We start from the raw sequence: 23,295 nt of genomic DNA on the forward strand, positions 1-23,295 counted from the left end.
ACATCCACTCAGCCAAAACCGGCGGCGAGTATACCCATGGCCAGGAGCGGGACAAAGACGTCCCCGGCGGCCGAAATGCCCGGCAACATATCCCCATCCACTGTGGATAACCTTATGAACGGAAAGCAGAGAATTCCTCTGGAGACCAGCGGACGGCATCTCCACTTCCGCCGTAAAAGTATCGAGCAGCAGCGCCCTCAGGCCTCCGGTCGGGATTCGCAGCTCCCCGGATGACAGCGCCGCGGACCGTTCAGCCGACGCAGCTCGGCCTGCAGATGGAGGCGCCAGATGAGCGGGTCGGCGCATTCCTGATAGCCTACCCCGGCCAGGGTCGTAGCGACCTCGTCGAGCACCCGCTGTGCCGCCAGCGGCCCGCGGAACGGCCCCTGCGCCTTGACCGAGGACGGCTGTGCCCCGGATAAACCGGCGGCGAAGAGCAGCGTCCACAGCCCCTGCTCTCCCGCCAGCGGACGTGTTGCCAATTCAATGCGAACGATCAGACCCAGACAGTTCCGGGTCAGGCAGAGTGTGCGTGACATAGGGCAATCCCCCTTTAGGGTCATGCTTTCAGCCTACACTCCACACAGCCACCCAGAAAACTTTTTGCTTCCACCCAACCAGTGGAACCTGTGGATAAATCTGTGAACGAATCCGGGAGCAGGGGAGCTGACATGCGGCATTCGGCCACTCAAGTCCGCCAGACGGGCGGAGCGCACTCACTCCTGAATACCGATCTGCGGCTCCTTCGCCTTGCCGGAATCTTCCTCCATGCCCATTTCGGCGATTTCCCGCAGCCGTTCGACCACCCGGGCATTGACGCTGCCCGCCGGGAAGCGGCCCTGTTCGTCCGGCGCGCCGGCCGGCTCGCCGAGCAGCAGGCTAAGCGCCTCATCCACCTGGCGCACCGCATAGACATGGAAGCGTCCGGCACGCACCGCCTGCAGCACACGCTCGTCGAGCATCAGGTTGGTGACGTTGGCGCGCGGGACTATCACCCCTTGCTCGCCGGTCAGGCCACGCGCCTCGCACAGACGAAAGAAGCCCTCGATCTTCTCGTTGACCCCACCGACCGCCTGCACCTCGCCGAACTGGTTGATCGAGCCAGTGATGGCGAAGCACTGCTTGAGCGGCGTGCGCGACAGCGCCGAGATCAGCGTGCAGACTTCGCCGAGGGAGGCGCTGTCGCCGTCGACATAGCCGTAGGACTGCTCCAGGGCGATGCTCGCGGAGATCTCCAGTGGAAACTCCTGAGCATAGCGGCTGCCCAGGTAGCCGGTGAGGATCATCACCCCCTTGGAGTGAATCGGCTGCCCGAGGTTGACCTCGCGCTCGATATCGACGATTCCCGAGCCGCCCGGATAGACAGTGGCGGAGATCCGCGCCGGCACACCGAAGGCGGAGTCGCCAATCTCCAGCACGGTGAGCCCGTTGCACTTGCCGATCGCCGCGCCCTCGGTGTCGATCAGGATGATCCCGGCGAGTATGTCGTCGAGAATGCGCGCCGAAACCCGTCCGGTGCGGGTCTCCTTGGCCTTCAGGGCGCGTTCGATGTGGCCGACGTCGGTCAGCGCCTCGCCGGCCAGCTGGCGGACGAAGTCGGCTTCGCTGACCAGCTGGAAGAGGTCGCCGATGCGCGCCGACAGCCGCCCCTGGTGCTCAGCCAGACGCGCGCTGTAGGTCGCCAGGCGCGCCACCGCCGCGGAGGTCAGGGGGGCCATGCCCTCCTCCGAGGTGCGCGTCTTGAGCAGTTGGGCGAACTGCTCGAGGCTGTCGTCGGCGAGGGGAATCTCCTCGTCGAAATCCACCAGCACACGGAACATCTCCTGGAAGTCCGGATCTACCTCCTGCAGCGCGTAGTAGAGCTGCCGCGAGCCAACGATTACCACCTTGACCTGCAACGGAATGACCTGCGGGGTGAGGGTCACGGTCGCCAGGCGACCCAGCTCGGCCAGCGGCGACTCCATTTTCAGCTGGCGCGAATGCAGGGCTCGCTTGAGGGCATCCCAGACGAAGGGCTCGCCGAGCAGCCGCTCCGCCTCGAGGATCAGGAAGCCGCCGGTGGCGCGGTGCAGCGCGCCCGGACGCAGCTGTCGATAACTGGTGTAGAGCGCGCCCTGGTCAGTGCCGTATTCGATGCGGCCGAACAAGTTGTCGTAGGTGGGATGCGGCTCGAACACCACCGGCGCGCCGCCCTGACTGTGGTGGCCGACCACCAGGCTCGGGCAGTACTGCTCGACCAGCAGCGCGCGCCGCTGTGCATCCGTCGCGTTCTCGTCGCCCAGCAGCTCGACCACGGTGCGCAGCAAATTGACCTGCATCGCCTGCAAATAGGCGCAGACGCCGGCGCTTTCGGCGTACTTCTCCGAGAGCGGCGCGAGCAGCGGCTGCAGGGCCAGGGTGATGGTTTCCTCGTTAAGCTGGCGCAGTTGGTTGCTCGACTCACGCTTCCACTGCGGCAGGCTGGACAGCTCCTCGTTGAGGCGCTCCTCGAGACTGCCGATGTCCTTGTGGAAACGCTCGCGCTCGATCTCCGGCAGCAAGGCGAAATCGGCCTCGTCCAGCGTCTTGCCGTCCTTCATTGGAGTGAAGGCGATATTGGTGCTGTCGCGGTACAGGGCAATCCCCTTATCCAGCGCCAGTCGCTCGATGCAGTCCAGGGCGCGGTCGTAGCGCTGGTTGAAGCCACGGTCGATGGCGCTCTTCTTCTGCTGGTAGGTCGGCGTCTCGAACACTGCCGGAAAGGTCGCCAGCAGATTGTCGATCAGCAAATTGATGTCGGTGATGAACTCGCTGGCGCTGCCTGCAGCGAGCTGCAGCGAACGCGGCTCGCGGGGTTCCTCGAAGTGATTGACGTAGACCCAGTCCGAGGGGCTCTCCAGGCGCTTGGCTTCGGTCTGGAGATAGCGCTTGACGTAGGAGAAGCGGCCGGTGCCTGGCTCACCCATGACATAGACGTTGTATCCCGGACGCGGCATCGCCACGCCGAACTGCAGCGCCTCCACCGCTCGCTCCTGACCGAGCACACCGCGGAAGGGCTCCAGCTCGTCGGTACTGGCGAAGACGAACTGGGCGGAGTCGAAGGGACGGGTCAGCTCATTGGGTGCCAGGCGCAGGCCGGCAGCAACGGAGTCGGGCATCGGGAGTCCTTACATCGGGCGGCCTGGGGCCGCGGAGAGGGGAAAAACAGTTGCCATTCTGGCCTTCACACCAGCCAGCTGCAAGGCACCCCCCGGATGCCGCGAGGCAGGCGACCAGCCACGGCAAGCTTCAGGCAAGCTTCAGTGTTCCAGCCCCGCACAGTGCAGGCAGAGCTCGGCGACCGGCAGCGCGGCCAGCCGTGCCGGCTCGATCGGCTGGCCACAGCGCCGGCACATGCCATAGCGGCCCTCCACCAGCCGCCGGCGGGCCCGCTCGACCTGGTGCATGCCCGCCTCTGCCTCGGCCAGCAGGGCATGCAGGACATCGTCGTTCTGCCGCTCGCCAGCCTGCTCGACGGCGTCCGCGTCATGCGACTGGCCGAGATCGCCGCGAATGGCCTCGACCCGCTGGCGATACTCCCAATACAGGCGCTCCAGGGTACCCTGTGGATCGAAGGCGTCGGACATGTTCGCTCCCGAGAATCAACCATACTCATGTTCAGTGTGGCCCAGACTGGGCGATATGCAGTGATCTGCATCAAGCGCCTTGCCACCACCGGGGCGACCACCTTGACAGCCTCACGGCATTGCAAAATGCTGCGCACCGCGCCGGCAAGGACCGGCCCGTTTCTCCACATGAAGAAGAAGAGATCATCAATGAAAAGGATTCTGCTGGGTTCCCTGTTCGCCGTCGCTTCCCTCAATGCCTTCGCCGAGGCACCGGGCGGTCCGGGCTGCGGCTGGGGCAACATGCTGTTCAAAGGACAACGCGGTATGGCCTCGCACTTGGTCGCCTCGACCACCAACGGTTCCTCGGGCAACGCCACCTTCGGCATGACCTCCGGCACCAACGGCTGCCGTACCGACGGTGCCCTGGCCTACCATGGCAAGCCGATGCTGGTGCTGGGCGGCATCATGGACGAGCTTTCCGAGGACATGGCCAAGGGCGAAGGCGAAGCCCTGAGCACCTACGCCGTGGTGCTCGGCGTGCAGCCGGAAGACCGTGCCCACTTTGCTGCCGTGACCCATGAACATTTCGCGGAAATCTTCAGCTCCGCCGACGTCACCGCCGAGGACGTGCACAGCGCCACCCTCGCCGTGCTGAAGAAGGACGCCCGCCTGGCCAAATACGCCGAGCAGGCCTGATCCTGGCCGGGCCGCTGGCCCGGCGCCGCCTCGTGCCCGCTCCGGCGGGCACCCTCCTCTTCGATCGCCCCATCCCTTCATGCCCAAACGCCTGCTTCCCCTTCTGCTGGGCGGCGCCTGCGCCGCGCTCCAGGCCGCGCCGCAACTGCCGGCGGCGCGCCTGCACGAGCTGGCCGCAGACCCCTTCTGGCTCGCCCTCGGCCACTACCAGCACGACCGGCTGGGCGGCTGGCGCAGCCATGTCGACGACGATGCATTCTTCCTGGCCGAACGGGGCGAGCACGACCCGACGGCGGAGCTCGCCGCCACCCTGGCCGCCCTCTACCGGGAACCGGCCCTTGCCGACCGCCATTCCCAGTGCCGCTTCCCGGCACGTACCCGCTGGCTGCGCGAGCGGCTGGGCCTGGACGACCTGCCACAGCCGCAGTGCCGCGAATATGCCGACTGGTATGCAGACATCGCCCCGCACAGCACCGTGCTGGTGTTTCCCGCCGCCTACCTGAACAGTCCCTCGTCGATGTTCGGCCACACCCTGCTGCGCATCGACCCGCCCGACATCGACACCCAGGGCAGCGTCCTACTCAGCTATGCGCTGAACTTCGGCGCCTACATCGAGGGTAGCGACAACAGCATCCTGTATGCTTGGAAGGGCCTGATGGGCGGCTATCCCGGCCTCTTCGCCCTGCTGCCCTACCGGGAAAAGCTCGCCGAATACAGCCGCCTGGAAAACCGTGACCTCTGGGAGTACCGGCTGAACCTCAGTGCCGAGGAAAGCGGGCGAATGGTCGAGCACGTCTGGGAACTGCAGCAGATCCAGTTCGACTACTTCTTCTTCGACGAGAATTGCTCCTACCGCCTGCTTGAGCTGCTGGAAATCGCCCGCCCGGGCCTGGAACTGACCGACCAGTTCCCCCTCACCGCCATCCCCGCCGACACCGTACGTGCGGTGGAGCAGGCCGGACTGATCGAGCGCGCCGACTATCGCCCCTCGCGGGAGAAGGAGCTGCTCTCACGCGCCAAGCCGCTGAGCCGCGCGGAGCAGGACTGGACGCAGCGTCTGGCCGCGGACAGCGCCCCGCTCGCCAGCCCGGCCTTCCAGGCGCTGCCGGCCGAGCGCCGGGCGCTGGTCCAGGACGCCGCCTACCGGCTGATCCGCTACCGCAAGAGCGGCGAGGCGCGCGACGAAGCCAGCGCCCGCGACAGCTACCGCCTGTTGCAGGCGATTAACCGCAACCCGCCGCCGCGCCTCGCCGAGGAGCGCCCCGTGCAGCCGGAAAACGGCCACCCGTCACGTACCTGGCAGCTCGGCCTCGGCAACCGCGAGCAGCACAGCTTCGCCGAGTACGGCCTGCGCATGGCCTATCACGACCTGCAGGACAACCTCGACGGCTTCCCCCTCGGCGCGCAGATCGAGATCGCCCAGCTCAAGCTGCGCCAGTACGAGGGCAACCACTGGCAGCTGCAGCAGTTGGACGTGGCCAACATCCGCTCGCTGACCCCGCGCAGCGCCCTGCTCTCCCCTTGGTCCTGGCAGGTCGGCGGTGGGCTGGAGCGGGTCATCGGCAAGGGCCGCCACGACGACGAACAGTTGGTCGGCCATCTGAGCGGCGGCGCCGGCTTCACCTGGCAGCTCGACGATGAACTGCTCGGCTTCGCCCTGGCCACCGCCAGGCTGGAGCAGAACGAGGACTTCGCCGCCCTCCTCAGCCCGGCTGCCGGCTTCGACGCCGGGCTGCTATGGCGCAACCGGCTGGGCAACCTCGGCCTCGAGGCCAGCGCCGACTACTTCCACAACGGCGAGGTGCGCCGCGAACTGAGTCTCGCCCAGCAGTGGGAAATCGCCGGCAATCTCGGCCTGCGCCTGTCCGCCCGCCGCGAATTCAGCCAGCAAGGCGCGCCGGCCAGCGAGGTGAGCCTGCAACTGCGCTGGTATCACTACTGAAGACGAAACGACAGGCTGTGACGACCTTGCGCCGGCCGGACCTCGACGCCCACGCCGGGGGTGGCGTCAGGCCGGACAGCGGGTGTGGAACTTTCCCTGTGCCCGCAGCTCACCCAGCAGGGCGGTGAACTCCTGCCTGTAGTTGCGCCCGAGCCAGGCCACCGAGGTCACGATGCCGTCGGACACATAGCGGCCTCCATAGCACATGAGCCCGGTCTCCACGACAGCGCCCGAATCGCCCAGGATGTTGCGAAACCGCTCCGTCAGACCAAGCACGCCATAGGCAGCCTGACCGTCTGGATCGATGAAGATGGAATAGGCCCGCGTATCCCTGAGGTAGACCCACGCCTTGACTTCGAGGCTGCGCACGGCGGCCACCACCTCCGGCGGCACCGCCTGCGACTTGCCTGCCAACCCACGCAGGGCACTGTCGAGCCGGGAAGGGCCGGCCAGATATTTCGCACGGCCGGCCGCGATCAGCTCGGAAAGTGCCAGATCGGAGTCGGCGGCCTCCAGCCCAAGGACTTCCAGCATGAGCCCCGTATAACCCTGGATGAAGGCGGATGCCTCTTGTTTGGTGACAATCATGGTTCGCTGTTCGTTCTCGCGCTCGTTACCGGATATCGCTGCACGGTACAGAAGATCCCCGAAAGCTCTCGCCTCCGGCTTCGCTCCTATCGATTGGCGGAGGGTCTATCGAGCCGGAGCAGCCGCCCGCCTTTGTCGCTCTTGAGCGCCTCTCCGCCCGGCTCGACGACCTGGTCGAGGGGCAAGGCAGCGACTGCCTGCTGCGCCTGGCGGTCGGCGCTGCGCCGCACGACCTCCAGCTCCGCCCTCAGGGCCTCGTTCTCCTCGCGGAGCATTTCCGCCACCTCGCGCCAGACCCGGGCGACCGTCTCCTGCTCGCGCGCCTCGTCCGGCGTACTGGCCTGGCGCACCCGCTCATCCGCCTGCGCGGCCCTGGCCTCGGCCTTGTCGAGGTTTTCCGCCCGGCGTCGGCGGAGAACTTCCCCGATCCGCTCGAACAGCCAGTCGGAGAGCTCATCCAGGACCTTCCCGACGAGCACCTTGACCACGGGCCCGAGCAGGCCGATCAGGAGTTTGGAAAGCATGTGCCGTCTCGCTCCGAAAATATCCGCATGGGGCCGGAAAAAGCCCGGCCCGCCGGCGTCGCAGCTTGCCCGAAGCGCAGCCTGGTGCGCAATCTCCGCATGCCGGACCTCAGCGCGCCTCGATGTCGATATCCACCCGAGCACCGTGGATCAGCGTGTTGTATACCGGCGAGAACGCTGCCAGCTCCTTCAGCAGCCCGAGGTTTTCCGGGGCGGTCTTCACCCGGAACTTCACGCGGATGTGCGTGTAGCCCTTGGGCACTTCGGGGTCCAGCCCAAGGAAACCGCGCAGGTCGATGTCGCCCTCCAGCTCCGACTCCAGCTCGTCGATGGGGATGCCGCGCACGGCCGCATGGGCGACCATGCTGGTGGTGATGCAGCCGGCCAGAGCATTGAGCAGATGCTCGACCGGATTGGCGGCCCGATCCTCGCCGGCCAGGACGGCGGGCTCGTCCGCGTGCAGCTCGAACGGCTGCCCGTGGGCGATCTCCTGTCCGGCGCCGTGGAATCCGGCAATCGTGCTGCAGTTGCGCGTGGCGCCGAGCCACCTGTTGCGCGCCCGAAACCTGCAGGCCCCCAGGGCGGGATCCTTCTGGATGGCGCCGATAGTTGCCTTGAGTACCTCCAGGTCGACGCCGTTCACGCGGCTGACGCTCTTTTCCGCTGCCATCGTTTTCTCCTCCGTTTCAACAGTGGACTGGCCAGCAGCCCCGGAGGGTCAAGAGCTCTCGAAAACCCTCGGCAATCGTCCATTGCGAAACCTCACCTCCTTTCGCGGCAGCCAGCTAGCGAAGGGTCGCGAGGCGACCCTATTGGGTATTAGCCGCTTTTTCGCAGCCCGGCCAGGCGGGCTCGTCCGGTCGCCGTTTTCCAGGGAGGAACGCACGGACCTCAGTCATTGCACTTGACCTCTTCCTTGAACTCGTCGCGCTTCGCCTCCTGTTTGACCCAACACTGGCCATCCCTGAACTCCTCCTTCCATTCGCCACGCCAGCGGGCCCCGATCCCGTCCTTGCATTTCACCTCCCGCTTGTACTCTCCGCGCTTCGACTCGATCTTCACCTCGCACGGACCGTCCCGGAACTCCTCCTTTCGCTCGCCGCCCCACCAGTGCCGCCAGTCATGATGATGGTGATCGTCATGGGCAGCCACGCGGTTGCCGAGGCCGAGGAGCATTACCAGGGAGATTGCGAATACCGCTGTTTTCATCATCACTGCTCTGTCTATCGATTGATTGCTTCATGCCTGCTCGTCGATATCACCAACCACGGGTAGGCGAAAGCTCCGCTCCCGATGGAATGCCGGACCTGCGCCACCATGCCGCCCGGCCCGCGCTTTGTGCGATCATCGCGCCCTCCGAAAAACCACACGAACGAGAGTGAACATGAGCAGCGAAGCTTCCGGCACCTGCCGCCACTTCGTCACCTACAGCGGCATCAAGCTGCCGCTGAAGCTGATGAACGAACTCGACGAGGCCGGTCTCCACAACCGCAACACCTTCTTCCGCGGCCACTTCGACGAACAGGACCGCTTGATCAAGATGGAGAAGATCGTCTATGGCGAACTGGAGCTGCAGCACGTCTACAGCTACCACGCCAATGGTGCCCTGCGTCAGGCCGAGATCACCGACGCCGACGACGAAGTCACGCTGCTGAACTTCGACGAGAACGGGCAGCCGGCGTAGGGCGGGTTGTAACCCGCCATCGGAGGCCGGGCTACGCCGCCGCCCGGCGGGTTGTCCCCTCCCGCAGGCACCAGCAAAAAGCCCCGGCCATTCGGTACGGGGCTTTTTGCTGTACGGCGTATCGCGACGGTTACGCCAGCTTCTTGTAGCGCACCCGGTGCGGCTGGGCGGCGGCGTCGCCGAGGCGCTTCTTGCGGTCGGCCTCGTACTCGGTGTAGTTGCCCTCGAAGAACACCACGCTGGAATCGTCCTCGTAGGAGAGGATGTGGGTGGCGATGCGGTCGAGGAACCAGCGGTCGTGGGAGATCACGATGGCCGAGCCGGGGAAGTCCAGCAGCGCCTCTTCCAGGGCGCGCAGGGTCTCCACGTCGAGGTCGTTGGACGGTTCGTCGAGCAGCAGCACGTTGCCGCCCTGCTTCAGGGTCAGCGCCAGGTGCAGGCGACCGCGCTCACCGCCGGAGAGGTCCTTGACGAACTTCTGCTGGTCGGCGCCCTTGAAGTTGAAACGGCCCACGTAGCTGCGCGAGGGCACCTCGTAGTTGCCGATGCGGATCATGTCGAGGCCGTCGGACACCTGCTCCCAGACGGTCTTGCTGCCGTCCAGGTTGTCGCGGCTCTGGTCGACGCTGGCGACCTGCACGGTATCGCCGATGTCGATGCTGCCGGCGTCCGGGGTTTCCTTGCCGAGAATCATGCGGAACAGGGTCGACTTGCCCGCGCCGTTGCCGCCGATCACCCCAACGATGGCGCCCTTGGGCACGGCGAAGGACAGGTCGTCGATCAGCACGCGGTCGCCATAGCCCTTGCGCACGTGGCCGAACTCGATGACCTTGTCGCCCAGCCGCGGACCAGCCGGGATGTAGATCTCGTTGGTCTCGCTGCGCTTCTGGAATTCCTGGGACTGCATCTCCTCGAAACGCTGCAGGCGGGCCTTGGACTTGGCCTGGCGGCCCTTGGCGCCCTGGCGCACCCATTCCAGTTCGGCCTTCATCGCCTTGGCGTGGGCGGCTTCGGCCTTGGCTTCCTGGCTCAGACGGGCGGCCTTGGATTCCAGCCACTGCGAGTAGTTGCCCTCGAAGGGGATGCCGTGGCCGCGGTCCAGTTCGAGGATCCAGCCGGCGACGTTGTCAAGGAAGTAGCGGTCGTGGGTGATCGCCACCACAGTGCCCGGGAAGCCGTGGAGGAAGTGCTCCAGCCAGGCCACGGAATCGGCGTCCAGGTGGTTGGTCGGCTCGTCCAGCAGCAGCATGTCCGGCGCCGACAGCAGCAGGCGGCACAGCGCCACGCGGCGCTTCTCGCCGCCGGAGAGGTGCTCGATCTTCGCCTCCCACGGCGGCAGGCGCAGGGCGTCGGCGGCGACCTCCAGCTGGCGCTCGAGGTTGTGGCCGTCGGACGCCTGGAGGATCGCCTCCAGCTTGGCCTGTTCGGCGGCCAGGGCGTCGAAGTCGGCGTCCGGCTCGGCGTAGGCGGCGTAGACCTCGTCGAGGCGGGCCTGGGCCTGCTTGATCTCGCCCACCGCCTCCTCGACGATGTCGCGCACGGTCTTCTCCGGATCGAGCTGCGGCTCCTGCGGCAGGTAGCCGACCTTGATGCCGGGCATCGGCCGGGCCTCGCCGTCGAACTCGGTGTCGACCCCGGCCATGATCCGCAGCAGGGTCGACTTGCCCGCGCCGTTGAGGCCGAGCACGCCAATCTTGGCGCCGGGGAAGAACGACAGGGAAATGTCCTTGAGGATTTCACGCTTCGGGGGCACGACCTTGCTGACCCGATGCATGGTGTAGACGTATTGAGCCATGGATGACCTTGGTTTCGACCAGAAAGTGGAAGCATGGAAGACGGGGGTGCGGCCGAACGGCGATCCGCGACAGCTCGGTGACACCGGCTGCCCGGCCCCCCCCGCGCGTGCCGGCAAAGCTACCCGAAATGCGCCAGGCAAACCAGCCGAGGGGGCATCGCCGGCGGCGAGCGGCTTTACTGAAGGGAGGCGTCGCAGCCCGCCGGATGAGCCCGGCTCGTCCACAGTTGATCGTGTTTCATGTGCCGGTCCGCTGCGGATAGGGTAGAATTCGCGCCCTCTTTAATTTACCGCCCAGCCGAACCCAGGGGATTGCCATGTTCAGCCGTGATTTGACCCTCGCCCGTTACGATGCCGAACTGTTCGCCGCCATGGAGCAAGAAGCCCAGCGTCAGGAAGATCACATCGAGCTGATCGCGTCCGAGAACTACACCAGCCCCGCCGTGATGGAGGCTCAGGGTTCGGTACTCACCAACAAGTACGCCGAAGGCTATCCGGGCAAGCGCTACTACGGCGGCTGCGAATACGTCGACATCGTCGAGCAACTGGCCATCGACCGCGCCAAGCAGCTGTTCGGCGCCGACTACGCCAACGTCCAGCCGCATGCCGGCTCCCAGGCCAACGCCGCGGTTTACCTGGCTCTGCTGAATGCCGGCGACACCCTCCTCGGCATGAGCCTGGCCCACGGCGGCCATCTGACCCACGGCGCCAGCGTGTCCTCCTCCGGCAAGCTGTACCACGCCGTGCAGTACGGTATCGACAGCAACGGCCTGATCGACTACGACGAAGTCGAGCGCCTGGCCGTCGAGCACCAGCCGAAGATGATCGTCGCCGGCTTCTCCGCCTATTCCCAGGTGCTGGACTTCCCGCGCTTTCGCGCCATCGCCGACAAGGTCGGTGCCTACCTGTTCGTCGACATGGCCCATGTCGCCGGCCTGGTCGCCGCCGGCGTGTATCCGAACCCGGTGCCCTTCGCCGACGTGGTCACCACCACCACCCACAAGACCCTGCGCGGCCCGCGCGGCGGCCTGATCCTCGCCCGCAAGAACGAGGAGATCGAGAAGAAGCTCAACTCCGCGGTCTTCCCGGGAGCCCAGGGTGGCCCGCTGGAGCACGTGATCGCCGCCAAGGCGGTGTGCTTCAAGGAAGCCCTGCAGCCGGAATTCAAGGAATACCAGCAGCAGGTGGTGAAGAACGCCCAGACCATGGCCCAGGTGTTCATCGAGCGCGGCTTCGACGTGGTGTCCGGTGGCACCCAGAACCACCTGTTCCTGCTCAGCCTGATCAAGCAGGACATCACCGGCAAGGATGCGGACGCCGCCCTGGGCCGTGCCTTCATCACCGTGAACAAGAACAGCGTGCCGAACGACCCGCGCTCGCCGTTCGTCACTTCCGGTCTGCGCATCGGCACCCCGGCGGTGACCACCCGCGGCTTCAAGGAAGCCGAATGCCGCGAGCTGGCCGGCTGGATCTGCGACATCCTCGCCGAACTGAACAACACGGCGGTGATCGACGCCGTGCGCGAGAAGGTCAAGGCGATCTGCGCCCACCTGCCGGTGTACGGCAAGTAAGCCTCGGCGCTGTAACTAAAAAGCCCGGCCAAGTGCCGGGCTTTTTTGTGAGTTCTGAAATTGCGGGATGGGTTACGACCTGCGGTCTAACCCACCCTACGAGTCCTGCGGAGTCAGCCCTGCACCTCGGCAAACCCCGTGCGGATCTCTTCCTCCGGCAGATCGTCGCCGATGAACACCAGCACGCTCTCGCGCGGCTCGTCCGCGCCCCACTCCTCGGCCCAGTCGAAGCCGTAGAGGCGCAGCACACCCTGGAACACCATGCGCCGCGACTCGCCGGCCAGGCTCAGCACGCCCTTGTAGCGCAGCAGCGAGTCGCCGTAGCGCGCCAGCAGACCCTCCATGAACAGGCCGAGCCGTTCCAGGTCCAGCGCCTGCTCGGTGCGCAGCACCAGAGTGGCGATCCGGTCCTTGCTGGCGGCCGGGACGAGCGGGCGCAGGGTCAGGGCCTGGCTGAAATCGGCGTTGAGGTTGAAGCCGCGCACGTCGAGCAGCACGCTCAAGTCGATGCACCCGTGCTCGACGATGCGGATCGGCGCACGGCGGTTGATGCGCTGCAGACGCTGGCTCAGCGCCTCGACCTTGGTGTCCGCCACCAGATCGGTCTTGCTCAGCAGGATGCGGTCGGCGAAGCCGACCTGGGCCTGGGCGATGGCTTCCTGCAGGTGGCGTTCGGCATTGGCGGCATCCACCAGGGTGATGATGCCGTCCAGTACATAGCGGTCGCACAGCTCGTCGTCGGCGAAGAAGGTCTGCGCCACCGGCGCCGGGTCGGCCAGCCCGGTGCACTCGATGACCAGGCGGTCGAAGTCGATCTCGCCAGCATCCAGGCGCTCCAGCAGGAGGAGCAGGGCCTTTTCCAGCTCGACATGGATGGAGCAGCAGACGCAGCCGTTGGCCAGGGTCATCAGTTCGACCGGCGCGGAGCCGAGCAGTTGGCCGTCGATCGGCGTCTCGCTGTATTCGTTCTCGATCACCGCGATCCGCAGACCGTGCTCGGCCTTGAGCAAGTACTGCAGCAGGGTGGTCTTGCCGGCACCGAGAAAGCCGCTGAGCACGGTGACCGGGATGGGGGCTTGGGACATGAAGCGTTCCTCGAAACGAAACGCGCCACGGCGGAGCGTGGCGCGGGGATTCAATCAGGTGCAACGATCTAATGTAGGGTGGATGGCCGAAGCCATCCACCATGGTGGACAAGCCTGCGGCGTTGTCCACCCTACGCCAAAGTCAACAACAACGCACCGGCCGTCCCTTGCCGCCACCGTAGCGGGCGTCCTGGCGCTCGCGGAAGAAATCCTCGTAGCTCATCACCGGCTGGTCCGGATGCTTGCTGCGCATGTGCTCGACGTAGGTGTCGTAGTCGGGCATGCCGACCAGCATGCGGGCGGCCTGGCCGAGATATTTGCCCATGCGGCTGAGATCGTTGAACACGGAACCTCTCCTCTCTTGCTCAAGACCGGGCTCCCGAAGGAGCCCGGAGCTGGATCAGGCGCCGGGAATCGCCTGGAAGGGCGTTTCCTTGTCGGTGCGCTCCTCGACGACCCAGGCAGCACGGCCGACCTTCAGCGAGTAGAACAGGATGCTGAACACCACTACCAGGAACAGCAGGCTGAGACCAGCGTTGGTGTAGGCGTTCATGATCACGTTCTGCATCTGGCCGATGTCCTTGGCCGGCGCCAGCACCTGGCCAGCATCCATCGCCGCGGCGTACTTGCTGGCCAGGGCGAGGAAGCCGACCGCCGGGTTCGGATCGAATAGCTTGATCAGGCTCGCCACCGTGGTGCAGATCAGCAGCCAGGCGGCCGGCAGCAGGGTGACCCAGACGTAGCGCTGCCGCTTCATCTTGATCAATACCACGCTGCAGAGCATCAGGGCGATGCCGGCGAGCATCTGGTTGGAGATACCGAACAGCGGCCACAGGGTGTTGATGCCGCCCAGCGGGTCGACCACGCCTTGGTACAGCAGGTAGCCCCAGAGCGCCACACAGCCAGCGGTAGCCAGCATGTTGGCGCCCCAGGAGTCGGTGCGGCGCAGGGCCGGCACGAAGTTGCCGAGCAGGTCCTGGAGCATGAAGCGCCCGGCGCGGGTGCCGGCGTCCACGGCGGTGAGGATGAACAGCGCCTCGAACAGAATGGCGAAGTGATACCAGAACGCCATGGAGCCGGCGCTCGGCAATACCTGATGGAGGATCTGCGCGATGCCCACGGCCAGGGTCGGCGCACCGCCGGCACGCGCCAGGATGGTGGTTTCGCCGATGTCGCGGGCCACGCCTTCCAGTGCTTCGGGAGTGATGGCGAAGCCCCAGTTGCTGACCGCCGCCGCCACGCTGGCTGCGTCGGCGCCGACGATGGCCGGCGGGCTGTTCATGGCGAAGTACACGCCGGGTTCGATCACCGCGGCGGCGACCATGGCCATGATGGCGACCATCGACTCCATCAGCATGCCGCCGTAGCCGATGTAGCGGGCCTGGGTCTCGTTGGCCAGCAGCTTGGGCGTGGTGCCGGAGGCGATCAGCGCGTGGAAGCCCGATACCGCGCCGCAGGCGATGGTGATGAACAGGAAGGGGAACAGCGCGCCCTTCCACACCGGGCCGCTACCGTCGATGAACTGGGTCACCGCCGGCATCTTCAGGTCGGGGTTGAGGATCAGGATGCCGATTGCCAGGGCGACGATGGTGCCGATCTTCAGGAAGGTCGACAGGTAGTCGCGCGGGGCGAGGATCAGCCACACCGGCAGCACCGCGGCGACGAAGCCGTAGCCGATCAGCATCCAGGTGATCTGCACGCCGCTGAAGGTGAACACCGCGCTCCAGTAGGGATCGGTGGAGATCGCGCCGCCCAGCCAGATGGAGGCGAGCAGCAGGACGATGCCGATCAGCGAAATCTCGCCGATGCGTCCGGGGCGGATGTAGTGCATGTACAGGCCCATGAACATGGCGATCGGGATGGTCGCGATCACCGTGAACATGCCCCAGGGACTGTGGGCCAGGGCCTTGACCACGATCAGCGCCAGCACCGCGAGGATGATGACCATGATCAGGAAGCAGCCGAACAGCGCGATGGTGCCGGGAATCCGGCCCATTTCCTCGCGCACCATGTCGCCCAGCGAGCGGGCGTTGCGGCGGGTGGAGATGCACAGGACCAGGAAGTCCTGCACCGCGCCGGCCAGCACCACCCCGGCGATCAGCCACAGGGTGCCCGGCAGGTAGCCCATCTGCGCGGCGAGCACCGGGCCGACCAGCGGGCCCGCGCCGGCGATGGCGGCGAAGTGATGGCCGAAGAGCACGTGCTTGTTGGTCGGCACGAAGTCCAGGCCGTCGTTGTTGAGCACCGCCGGGGTGGCGCGGTGCGGATCGAGCTGCATCACCCGGGTGGCGATGAACAGGCTGTAGTAGCGGTAGGCGACCAGGTAGAGAGAGACGGATGCGGCTACGATCCACAGGGCGTTGATGGGTTCACCGCGGCGCAAAGCCACGATGCCTAATGCAAACGCGCCCAGCACTGCAAGGGCTGACCAAGCGATATGACTGACCAATCGGGTCATATGGGATCCTCCTGCCATCGGCCATGGGCCTGCGGCGTCATTGTTATGATTGTCTGTGCTCCGGAGGGGAGGCCTTGCTACTATCCCCCAGATATCGCCCGCGCCGATATTCGCAGTGCTACTCAGGGCCACTACGTAGAACTACGTAAACGCGGGAAGGACGGCATGTCCATGCCCCCTCCCCGGCCAGGTCTGGCCGCCCTCTGGCGAGAGGCCGCAGGCAGATGCAGCGGTCCGCCAGACACGCTCCTACCGAAAGTCCTAGCCAGAATGCGACTTTCCGCCCCCTTCGTCCGCTTGGGAGCGCCTTTCGCAGACGATCCCGTTAGCGAACGCCCGCCTTGCCGGGATTGAGCCTGTCCGCCAGCCGACAACCGCCCCCACTCCCCACGAGGAGATCCATGCAACTCAAACACAAGATCGTCGCTCTCAGCATCCTGCTGCTGGCCGTGGCGGTCATCTGTGTCCTGGTCATCGTCCAGAACCAGAAGCTGGGGGAACAGCAGGCACGGCTGATCGAGAATGGCATCGGGGCACGCTGGAGAAATACCTGAAACAAAAAAGCCCCGGAATTCCGGGGCTTTTTGCTTGGTATTATTCGCCGTTTCAGGACTTTTCTTCTAGGGTGGCAGCGATGCCGAGAGGGCGGTATTTCACCAGGAAGGCGACGGTAAAGGCCAGGGAGATGGCGAGCCCTATCAGGGTGGATAATTGCATATCCAATCTAAAGCCAATTTCCGCATTCGCCAGGTAGGTGAAGGTCACCGCCGTCATAAAGATGGCCGGCAGGGTACACACCCAGTGCAGTTTTCCTTCTCCAGCCAGATAAGCGGCGGCGGCCCATAGCATGATCATGGCGGTGGCCTGGTTGGCCCAGCCGAAGTAACGCCAGATCACACCAAACTCGGCCTGGGTGATCAGATAGCCGACCACGAACATGGGAATGGCGATCAGCAGGCGCTTTGGCAAAGGCTGCTGGGGTAGTTTAAGAAAGTCGGCCACGATAAGGCGGGCGCTGCGAAATGCAGTATCACCCGAGGTGATCGGCAGTACCACCACGCCCAAAATCGCCAGAATACCGCCCACTGTACCCAGCAGGCTGGTAGAAACCTGGTGCACGACCGCCGCGGGGCCGCCGTTGGCCAGCACCGAGTTCAGGGCCTCGGGGCTTTCGTAGAAGGAAATACCCAGGCTACACCAGATCAGAGCAATGACGCCTTCGCCTATCATGGCGCCGGTAAAGATAAAGCGGCCGGAACGCTCATTCTGTATGCAGCGGGCCATCAACGGCGACTGGGTGGCGTGAAAGCCTGAGACGGCACCACAGGCGATGGTGATAAACAGCAGGGGCCAGAGAGGAAGTTCATCCGGGTGCAGGTTGCTGGTGTCGAGGCCACTCAGGTGGAAACCATTGCCGCTGGAGAACTGACCCAATAACAGGCCCACCGACATGAATACCAACAAGGCGCCGAAAATGGGGTATAGGCGGCCTATGATTTTGTCGATGGGTACCAGGGTCGCGATGATGTAATAGGCGAAGATAACCGCAACCCAGAAGGTGACGGTAACGCCCGAAAGGTCACCCAGCAGCTTGGCCGGGCCGAGCACGAACACTACCCCTACCAACAGCAGCAGGATCACGGCGAAGATATTCATGAAGTGCTTGGCAAAGCTGCCAAGCTGCTGGCCAACCACTACCGGCACCGAGGCTCCCTTGGCGCGAACGGACAGCATACCGGAGAAATAATCGTGCACGGCGCCGCCGAAAATACAGCCGAGCACTATCCAGATCATGGCGACAGGGCCATAGAGGGCACCCAGTATGGGGCCGAAAATAGGACCCAGGCCGGCGATGTTGAGTAATTGAACCAGGTAGATTTTTTTATCGGACATGGGCACATAATCGACCCCATCAGCCATGGTGATGGCTGGTGTGTCCAACTCCGGACGTGGCCCGAACAGGCGTTCAATAAATTTACCGTAAGTAAAATAACCGGCGATCAAAAGGCCGATACAAAGTAGAAGCCATAACATAAAACTACTCCTTAGCACAGGGTGCCGGGCAGGTAGCCCATCTGCGCGGCCAGCACCGGACCGACCAGCGGTCCCGCGCCGGCGATGGCGGCGAGGTGATGGCCGAAGAGCACGTGCTTGTTGGTCGGCACGAAGTCCAGGCCGTCGTTGTTGAGCACCGCCGGGGTGGCGCGGTGCGGATCGAGCTGCATCACCCGGGTGGCGATGAACAGGCTGTAGTAGCGGTAGGCGACCAGGTAGAGAGAGACGGATGCGGCTACGATCCACAGGGCGTTGATGGGTTCACCGCGGCGCAAAGCCACGATGCCTAATGCAAACGCGCCCAGCACTGCAAGGGCTGACCAAGCGATATGACTGACCAATCGGGTCATATGGGATCCTCCTGCCATCGGCCATGGGCCTGCGGCGTCATTGTTATGATTGTCTGTGCCCCGGAGGGGGGGCCTTGCTACTATCCCCCAGATATCGCCCGCGCCGATATTCGCAGTACTACTCAGAGCCACTACGTAGAACTACGCAGACGCGGAAAGGACGGCGTGCCACGCCCCATCCCCCGGACGGTTCTGGCACGGTGCCTGGCGCCAGATGGCAGGCAGCCGGGCGGCAGAAACGCTCCTGCCGAAAATCCCAGGACAGAATCGCCAGGCCCGGTGGCCTCCCCTTCCCGGCCCGCAACGTCCGCTGCGAGGAATCTTGACGGCAGCCCCGCATTTCACGAGAAGACCTCATGCAGCTCAAACACAAGATCGTCGCCCTCAGCATCCTGCCGCTGCTGCTGGCCGTGGCGGTCATCTGTGCCCTGGTCATCGTCCAGAACCAGAAGCTGGGGGAACAGCAGGCACGGCTGATCGAGAATGGCATCCTGTCCAGCAAGCGGGCCGAGCTGAAGAATTACATCGCCATGGCGCTGAGCATCATCGCCCCGCTGCACGCCGGCGGCCAGGGCGATGCCCGAGCCCGGCAGCAAGCGCTGGAAACCCTGGCCAAGATCAACTTCGGTCAGGACGGCTATTTCTTCGTCTATGACGAAAAGGGCCGAAACCTGATGCACCCTCGGCAGGCCGACCTGGTGGGGCGGGACTTGTGGAATCTGACCGACCCCCACGGCCTGCTCGCCGTCCAGGCGCTGATTGAGAGCGCCACCCATGGGGATGGCTTCCAGCGCTATGCCTGGCAGAAGCCCTCGACCGGCCAGGTGACCGACAAGCTGGCCTATGTGGTGATGCTCGAGCCCTGGGGCTGGATGCTCGGCACCGGGATCTACCTCGAGGATATGGAGCAGGCGACCCGCCAGGTTCGCGAAGAGGTGGCCGGCGGGATACATGCCACGATGGTCGCCATCGCGACCATCGCGCTGGTGGCGGTTCTGCTGGTCTTCGCCGGTGGCCTGACCCTGAGCGTCAGGGAGCATCGCTTGGCCGACAGCAAGCTGCAATCGCTCAACCAGCGCATCGTCTACCTGCAGGAGGAGGAGCGCTCCAGGGTTTCCCGGGAGTTGCACGACGGCATCAGCCAGTTGCTGGTTTCCATCAAGTTTCAGTTCGAGCTGGCCGGCCACGAACTGGAGGCGGGCCAGCCCATAGGCCTCGAGACCCTGGCACGGGCCACGGAGCGGCTGGGTAGCGCCATCGGCGAGGTGCGCCGCATCTCGCACGACCTGCATCCCTCGCTGCTCGATACCCTAGGGCTGCCCGCCGCCATCGGCCAGTTGGCCGCGGAATTCGAGCAGCGCTGCGGTCTGTCGGTCGAGTACCGGAACAGCCTGCATGACGTCCAGCTTCCCGCTGGAATGGCGGTGGCGCTGTTCAGGATCGTGCAGGAAGCGCTGACCAATATTGAACGGCATGCTCGGGCCAGCACGGTACAGATCGACCTCGAGCACGGCGTACAGAGCGTACAGCTGCAGGTGCAGGACGACGGCATCGGCTTCGACCCGAGGACAATCGAACAGGCGCAGGGCGGCATCGGCCTGCGCAACATCCGCGAAAGGGTCGAACACCTCGGCGGCCACTTCAGCCTATCGTCCACCCCTGGCCAGACCGGGATGTGTGTAATATTGCCGGTGCCGGCCGCCTGAACGGCCGGTATCTCACTCACTATCAAGAAAACAAGAACAAGAAGAGGTGCAGCATGAGCTCCGCCAATCCTATACGGATCGCCCTGGTCGACGATCACGCCTTGGTGCGCGACGGCATTCGTGCGCTGCTGTCCGTCATGCCGCAGATCGAGGTGGTGGGGGAAGCGGAAAGCGGAGCCGAGGCGCTCAAGCTGCTTGGCCGGGTGCAAACGGATTTGCTGCTGGTCGATATCGGCCTGAAGGATACCAACGGCCTAGAATTGACCCAGACGTTGTGCCGACAGTATCCGGACATCAAGGTCCTGATCCTGAGCATGTATGACAATAACGAATACGTCAGAAGCTCGATCAGGGCTGGAGCTCGCGGCTATGTCCTCAAGGATGCCTCGTCGCGGGAAATCATCGCCGCCATCGAGGCCATCGCCGCCGGCGGCAGCTTCTACAGTTCCGAAATTGCCAGGAAGCTGGCCGACCGGAGCTTGGAGCAGGCCTACCTGACCCCGCGAGAGAGCCAGATCCTGCAAATGCTGGCCCGGGGGCTGGACAGCAAGGCCATGGCCCGCGAACTCGATATCAGCGTGCGCACGGTGGAAACCCATCGACTGAGCATCAGGCGCAAGCTGAACATCGAAGGATCGGCGGCCCTGATCAAGTACGCCCTGACTGCCTCCCGGCCCTGACGGATGCGGGGCCCTCAGAGCCAGCGCCGCACCCGCGCCTGGTAGGCCCGGTAGCTGTCACCAAACAGTTCTATCAACAATGCCTCCTCGTGGCGGATCACCGCGCGGTTCATGCAGAGGATCAGCGCCGGCAGCAGCAGCCAGGGCCAAAGGCTGGCCAGCAGCAGGGCGATGCCAGCGTAGACCAGGGTGTCGGCCAGGTAGATGGGGTTGCGCGACAGCCGGAACGCCCCCTGGTCGAGCAGCTTCGCCGGGGTGCCGTAGGGGTTGATGGTAGTGCGCTCCCAGGCCATCTGCAGCGCTGTACAGAGCATCAGCACCAGCCCGGCATCGATCAGTCCCCAGCCGACCCAGTGCGTCCAGTCGTTGTCCGGCAGCGGCACCGGCAGCAGGACATCCAGGCCCCAGGCAAGTCCGACGAAGAGCAGATAGATGACCGGCGGCGGCAGGATGATGCGGGCGGATCGGCTGGACATGGCGGCACTCCTACTCCTTGGCGGGAAACCCCGATTGTAGCGCCCGCCGCCGACGAAACCGATCCGCCGCGCCCTTCCCTGCCAGGTGCCGGCCGACGCTCACTCGAACAGCGCATCCAGCGCCTGCTCCAGGCGCGTCACCGAAATCACCGCAAGCCCCTCCGGCGCCTCCTTCGGCGCGTTGCCCTTGGGCACTATGGCGCGCTTGAAGCCGTGCTTGGCGGCTTCCTTGAGGCGCTCCTGGCCGCTCGGCACCGGGCGGATCTCGCCGGACAGACCGATCTCGCCGAACACCAGCAGATCGTGGGGCAGCGGCTTGTTGCGCAAGCTGGAGATCACCGCGGCGAGCAGCGCCAGATCGGAGGCCGTTTCCAGCACCTTGACCCCGCCGACCACGTTGAGAAACACGTCCTGATCGTAGGTGGGGATGCCGCCGTGGCGGTGCAGCACGGCCAGCAGCATGGCCAGACGGTTCTGGTCCAGGCCCAGGGTGACCCGTCGCGGGTTGCCCATGTGACTGGTATCGACCAGCGCCTGCACTTCCACCAGCATCGGCCGGGTGCCTTCCCAGGTGGCCATTACCACGCTGCCGGGCACTTCTTCCTGGGCGCGGGTGAGAAAGATCGCCGACGGGTTGGTGACCTCCTTCAAGCCCTTGTCGGTCATGCCGAACACACCCAGCTCGTTGATCGCACCGAAGCGGTTCTTCACCGCCCGCAAGAGGCGCAGACGGCCGTCGGATTCGCCCTCGAAATACAGCACGGTGTCGACCATGTGCTCGAGCACCCGGGGACCGGCCAGTGCGCCCTCCTTGGTCACGTGGCCGACCAGGAATACCGCCGTGCCGCTCTGCTTGGCGAAGCGTACCAGAAGCGCCGCGCTCTCGCGCACCTGGGCGACGCCGCCGGGGGCCGACTGCAGCTGCTCGGTGAAGATGGTCTGGATCGAGTCGATCACCATCACCTTGGGCTTTTCCAGGCGGGCGGTGGCGATGATCGCCTCGATGCAGGTCTCGGTCATCACTTTGAGCTTGTCCTGCGGCAGATCCAGGCGGCGGGCGCGCATCGCCACCTGCTGCTGGGACTCCTCGCCGGTGACGTAGAGCGCCGGAAAGCGCTCGGCGATATTGCACAGGGTCTGCAGAAGGATGGTTGACTTGCCGATCCCGGGATCGCCACCGATCAGCACCACCGAGCCATCCACCAGACCGCCACCGAGCACCCGGTCGAGCTCCTTCGAGGCGGTGGAGAAGCGCGGCAGCTCCTCGACGCTGACCTCCGCAAGGGTCCTGACGTTGGCTTGCTGGCCGGTCCAGCCGCCGCGACCGCCGGGTGCCGCCGCGCCGTCCAGCAGGGTTTCCACCAGGGTGTTCCAGGCGCCGCACTCGCCGCACTGGCCGGCCCATTTGGGGAAGGTGGCGCCACACTCGGTGCAGCCGTACATGCGCTTGGCCTTGGCCATGGGAACTCCGCTCCAGGAAAGCCCCCATGATAGCGGCCGGGCGAAGACCTGCGCTCGACGCGCAGCGAATCAGCCTCCGCCGCCGTTGTCGAGCGCCCTCCTGAGCTGGCGGGCGATATCGTCCTTCATCACCACCCGCTCCTGCTTCAGCGCGTTCAACTGCAGATCGTCCATGTTCTCCGTGCCGCCCTCGATACGGCAGATGCGCTTGTCCAGCGCCTCATAGTCCTCGACCAGGCGGGCGAAGCTGGCGTCCATCTGCCGCAGGCGCCGCAATTCCTCGCATTTGTCCGGAAAATCCTTGGTCAGGGAGTGGGGATCGACGTGCATGTAGCGCTCCTCCTGTGGTCATGGCCGGACTTCTTCACCTTAGCAGCCGGCAGTTCACGGCGTGCGGATCTCGCCTCGCCCCCGGCTCTTCACCGGGTTGCCCAAAGGATCGCTGACCGCCAGATCGGTGCCCAGGCTGGCGATCAGTTCGCCCTGCATCTTCCGGCCGTCAGGAGCGGAACAGCTCGCCGGCCTGCCTAAAGCTCGGCTCGTACCGGATCTTCTGCGGTCCGGTGCTGCCGGCCAGCGGCAGGTTGGCTGTAGCGCACGCTGTCGGCCTGGCAGATTCCGGGGAGCTAATCTCCCA

General features: G+C 65.1%; 21 protein-coding genes and 2 pseudogenes. 7 read left to right on the forward strand and 16 right to left on the reverse strand.

Annotation, left to right across the window (positions count from 1 at the left end):
• Window positions 1-197: 197 nt before the first annotated feature.
• The 3 genes from ACYVD0_RS01365 to ACYVD0_RS01375 form a co-directional block, all read right to left on the reverse strand.
• On the reverse strand, window positions 198-539 hold the full coding sequence (locus ACYVD0_RS01365) for a PA4575 family protein (RefSeq protein WP_460425116.1): 342 nt from the start codon (window positions 537-539) through the stop codon (window positions 198-200).
• Between the two features lie 177 nt (window positions 540-716).
• Window positions 717-3,137 (reverse strand): Lon protease family protein, encoded by a 2,421-nt coding sequence (locus tag ACYVD0_RS01370; protein WP_460425117.1) that lies wholly within the window; start codon window positions 3,135-3,137, stop codon window positions 717-719.
• Between the two features lie 141 nt (window positions 3,138-3,278).
• Window positions 3,279-3,605, reverse strand: coding sequence for a TraR/DksA family transcriptional regulator (locus ACYVD0_RS01375; RefSeq protein ID WP_460425118.1), 327 nt, complete (start codon window positions 3,603-3,605; stop codon window positions 3,279-3,281).
• Window positions 3,606-3,794: 189 nt separating this feature from the next.
• On the opposite strand from ACYVD0_RS01375, the gene ACYVD0_RS01380 reads away from it, so the two are divergent.
• Window positions 3,795-4,283, forward strand: a complete 489-nt coding sequence (locus tag ACYVD0_RS01380; protein WP_460425119.1) for a DUF3015 domain-containing protein — start codon at window positions 3,795-3,797, stop codon at window positions 4,281-4,283.
• 79 nt (window positions 4,284-4,362) lie between these two features.
• Complete coding sequence (locus ACYVD0_RS01385; RefSeq protein ID WP_460425120.1) at window positions 4,363-6,225, forward strand: Lnb N-terminal periplasmic domain-containing protein; 1,863 nt, start codon at window positions 4,363-4,365, stop codon at window positions 6,223-6,225.
• A gap of 66 nt (window positions 6,226-6,291) precedes the next feature.
• Here the strand turns inward: ACYVD0_RS01385 and ACYVD0_RS01390 are convergent, their stop codons facing one another.
• The 4 genes from ACYVD0_RS01390 to ACYVD0_RS01405 form a co-directional block, all read right to left on the reverse strand.
• Window positions 6,292-6,813 carry a hypothetical protein gene (locus ACYVD0_RS01390; protein WP_460425121.1) on the reverse strand — a complete coding sequence of 174 codons (522 nt, stop codon included), beginning with the start codon at window positions 6,811-6,813 and terminating at the stop codon, window positions 6,292-6,294.
• 86 nt (window positions 6,814-6,899) lie between these two features.
• Window positions 6,900-7,337, reverse strand: coding sequence for a hypothetical protein (locus tag ACYVD0_RS01395; RefSeq protein WP_460425122.1), 438 nt, complete (start codon window positions 7,335-7,337; stop codon window positions 6,900-6,902).
• A 109-nt stretch (window positions 7,338-7,446) separates the two neighbouring features.
• On the reverse strand, window positions 7,447-8,007 hold the full coding sequence (locus ACYVD0_RS01400) for an OsmC family protein (RefSeq protein ID WP_460425123.1): 561 nt from the start codon (window positions 8,005-8,007) through the stop codon (window positions 7,447-7,449).
• A gap of 221 nt (window positions 8,008-8,228) precedes the next feature.
• Window positions 8,229-8,546, reverse strand: a complete 318-nt coding sequence (locus ACYVD0_RS01405) for a hypothetical protein (protein WP_460425124.1) — start codon at window positions 8,544-8,546, stop codon at window positions 8,229-8,231.
• A 175-nt stretch (window positions 8,547-8,721) separates the two neighbouring features.
• Here ACYVD0_RS01405 and ACYVD0_RS01410 point away from each other — a divergent pair, with 175 nt between their 5' ends.
• The gene (locus ACYVD0_RS01410) at window positions 8,722-9,021 is read left to right on the forward strand and encodes a DUF6156 family protein (RefSeq protein WP_460425125.1); all 300 of its coding nucleotides are present in this window, start codon (window positions 8,722-8,724) and stop codon (window positions 9,019-9,021) included.
• Window positions 9,022-9,151: 130 nt separating this feature from the next.
• Here the strand turns inward: ACYVD0_RS01410 and ettA are convergent, their stop codons facing one another.
• On the reverse strand, window positions 9,152-10,816 hold the full coding sequence (gene ettA, locus ACYVD0_RS01415; RefSeq protein WP_460425126.1) for an ABC transporter ATP-binding protein: 1,665 nt from the start codon (window positions 10,814-10,816) through the stop codon (window positions 9,152-9,154).
• Window positions 10,817-11,133: 317 nt separating this feature from the next.
• On the opposite strand from ettA, the gene glyA reads away from it, so the two are divergent.
• Window positions 11,134-12,387 carry a serine hydroxymethyltransferase gene (gene glyA / locus ACYVD0_RS01420; protein WP_460425127.1) on the forward strand — a complete coding sequence of 418 codons (1,254 nt, stop codon included), beginning with the start codon at window positions 11,134-11,136 and terminating at the stop codon, window positions 12,385-12,387.
• 113 nt (window positions 12,388-12,500) lie between these two features.
• On the opposite strand, the gene yjiA is transcribed toward glyA, so the two are convergent.
• The 3 genes from yjiA to ACYVD0_RS01435 all read right to left on the reverse strand — a co-directional run bounded on the left by yjiA (window position 12,501) and on the right by ACYVD0_RS01435 (window position 15,930).
• Window positions 12,501-13,472, reverse strand: a complete 972-nt coding sequence (yjiA, locus tag ACYVD0_RS01425) for a GTPase (RefSeq protein WP_460425128.1) — start codon at window positions 13,470-13,472, stop codon at window positions 12,501-12,503.
• A gap of 142 nt (window positions 13,473-13,614) precedes the next feature.
• The gene (locus ACYVD0_RS01430; protein ID WP_012702608.1) at window positions 13,615-13,818 is read right to left on the reverse strand and encodes a YbdD/YjiX family protein; all 204 of its coding nucleotides are present in this window, start codon (window positions 13,816-13,818) and stop codon (window positions 13,615-13,617) included.
• Window positions 13,819-13,872: 54 nt separating this feature from the next.
• Complete coding sequence (locus tag ACYVD0_RS01435) at window positions 13,873-15,930, reverse strand: carbon starvation CstA family protein (protein WP_460425129.1); 2,058 nt, start codon at window positions 15,928-15,930, stop codon at window positions 13,873-13,875.
• Window positions 15,931-16,331: 401 nt separating this feature from the next.
• Here ACYVD0_RS01435 and ACYVD0_RS01440 point away from each other — a divergent pair.
• A pseudogene (locus tag ACYVD0_RS01440) lies at window positions 16,332-16,475 on the forward strand (cache domain-containing protein); the annotation flags it as partial.
• Window positions 16,476-16,536: 61 nt separating this feature from the next.
• Here the strand turns inward: ACYVD0_RS01440 and ACYVD0_RS01445 are convergent.
• Window positions 16,537-17,964 carry a carbon starvation CstA family protein gene (locus tag ACYVD0_RS01445; protein ID WP_460425130.1) on the reverse strand — a complete coding sequence of 476 codons (1,428 nt, stop codon included), beginning with the start codon at window positions 17,962-17,964 and terminating at the stop codon, window positions 16,537-16,539.
• A 17-nt stretch (window positions 17,965-17,981) separates the two neighbouring features.
• Window positions 17,982-18,335 (reverse strand): annotated as a pseudogene (locus tag ACYVD0_RS01450) (carbon starvation CstA family protein); the annotation flags it as partial.
• A 356-nt stretch (window positions 18,336-18,691) separates the two neighbouring features.
• On the opposite strand from ACYVD0_RS01450, the gene ACYVD0_RS01455 reads away from it, so the two are divergent.
• Together ACYVD0_RS01455 and ACYVD0_RS01460 are read left to right on the forward strand one after the other, a co-directional pair.
• Window positions 18,692-20,041, forward strand: a complete 1,350-nt coding sequence (locus ACYVD0_RS01455; protein WP_460425131.1) for a cache domain-containing protein — start codon at window positions 18,692-18,694, stop codon at window positions 20,039-20,041.
• 53 nt (window positions 20,042-20,094) lie between these two features.
• Window positions 20,095-20,721 carry a response regulator transcription factor gene (locus ACYVD0_RS01460; protein WP_460425132.1) on the forward strand — a complete coding sequence of 209 codons (627 nt, stop codon included), beginning with the start codon at window positions 20,095-20,097 and terminating at the stop codon, window positions 20,719-20,721.
• A gap of 14 nt (window positions 20,722-20,735) precedes the next feature.
• Here the strand turns inward: ACYVD0_RS01460 and ACYVD0_RS01465 are convergent, their stop codons facing one another.
• The 3 genes from ACYVD0_RS01465 to ACYVD0_RS01475 form a co-directional block, all read right to left on the reverse strand.
• Entirely contained in the window at window positions 20,736-21,197 is a 462-nt protein-coding gene (locus ACYVD0_RS01465; RefSeq protein WP_460425133.1) for a methyltransferase family protein, read from the reverse strand.
• A gap of 99 nt (window positions 21,198-21,296) precedes the next feature.
• Window positions 21,297-22,658 carry a DNA repair protein RadA gene (gene radA / locus ACYVD0_RS01470; protein WP_460425134.1) on the reverse strand — a complete coding sequence of 454 codons (1,362 nt, stop codon included), beginning with the start codon at window positions 22,656-22,658 and terminating at the stop codon, window positions 21,297-21,299.
• Between the two features lie 69 nt (window positions 22,659-22,727).
• Window positions 22,728-22,988 carry a YdcH family protein gene (locus ACYVD0_RS01475; RefSeq protein WP_460425135.1) on the reverse strand — a complete coding sequence of 87 codons (261 nt, stop codon included), beginning with the start codon at window positions 22,986-22,988 and terminating at the stop codon, window positions 22,728-22,730.
• Window positions 22,989-23,295: the final 307 nt, after the last annotated feature.

This window comes from Azotobacter armeniacus (assembly GCF_054779355.1).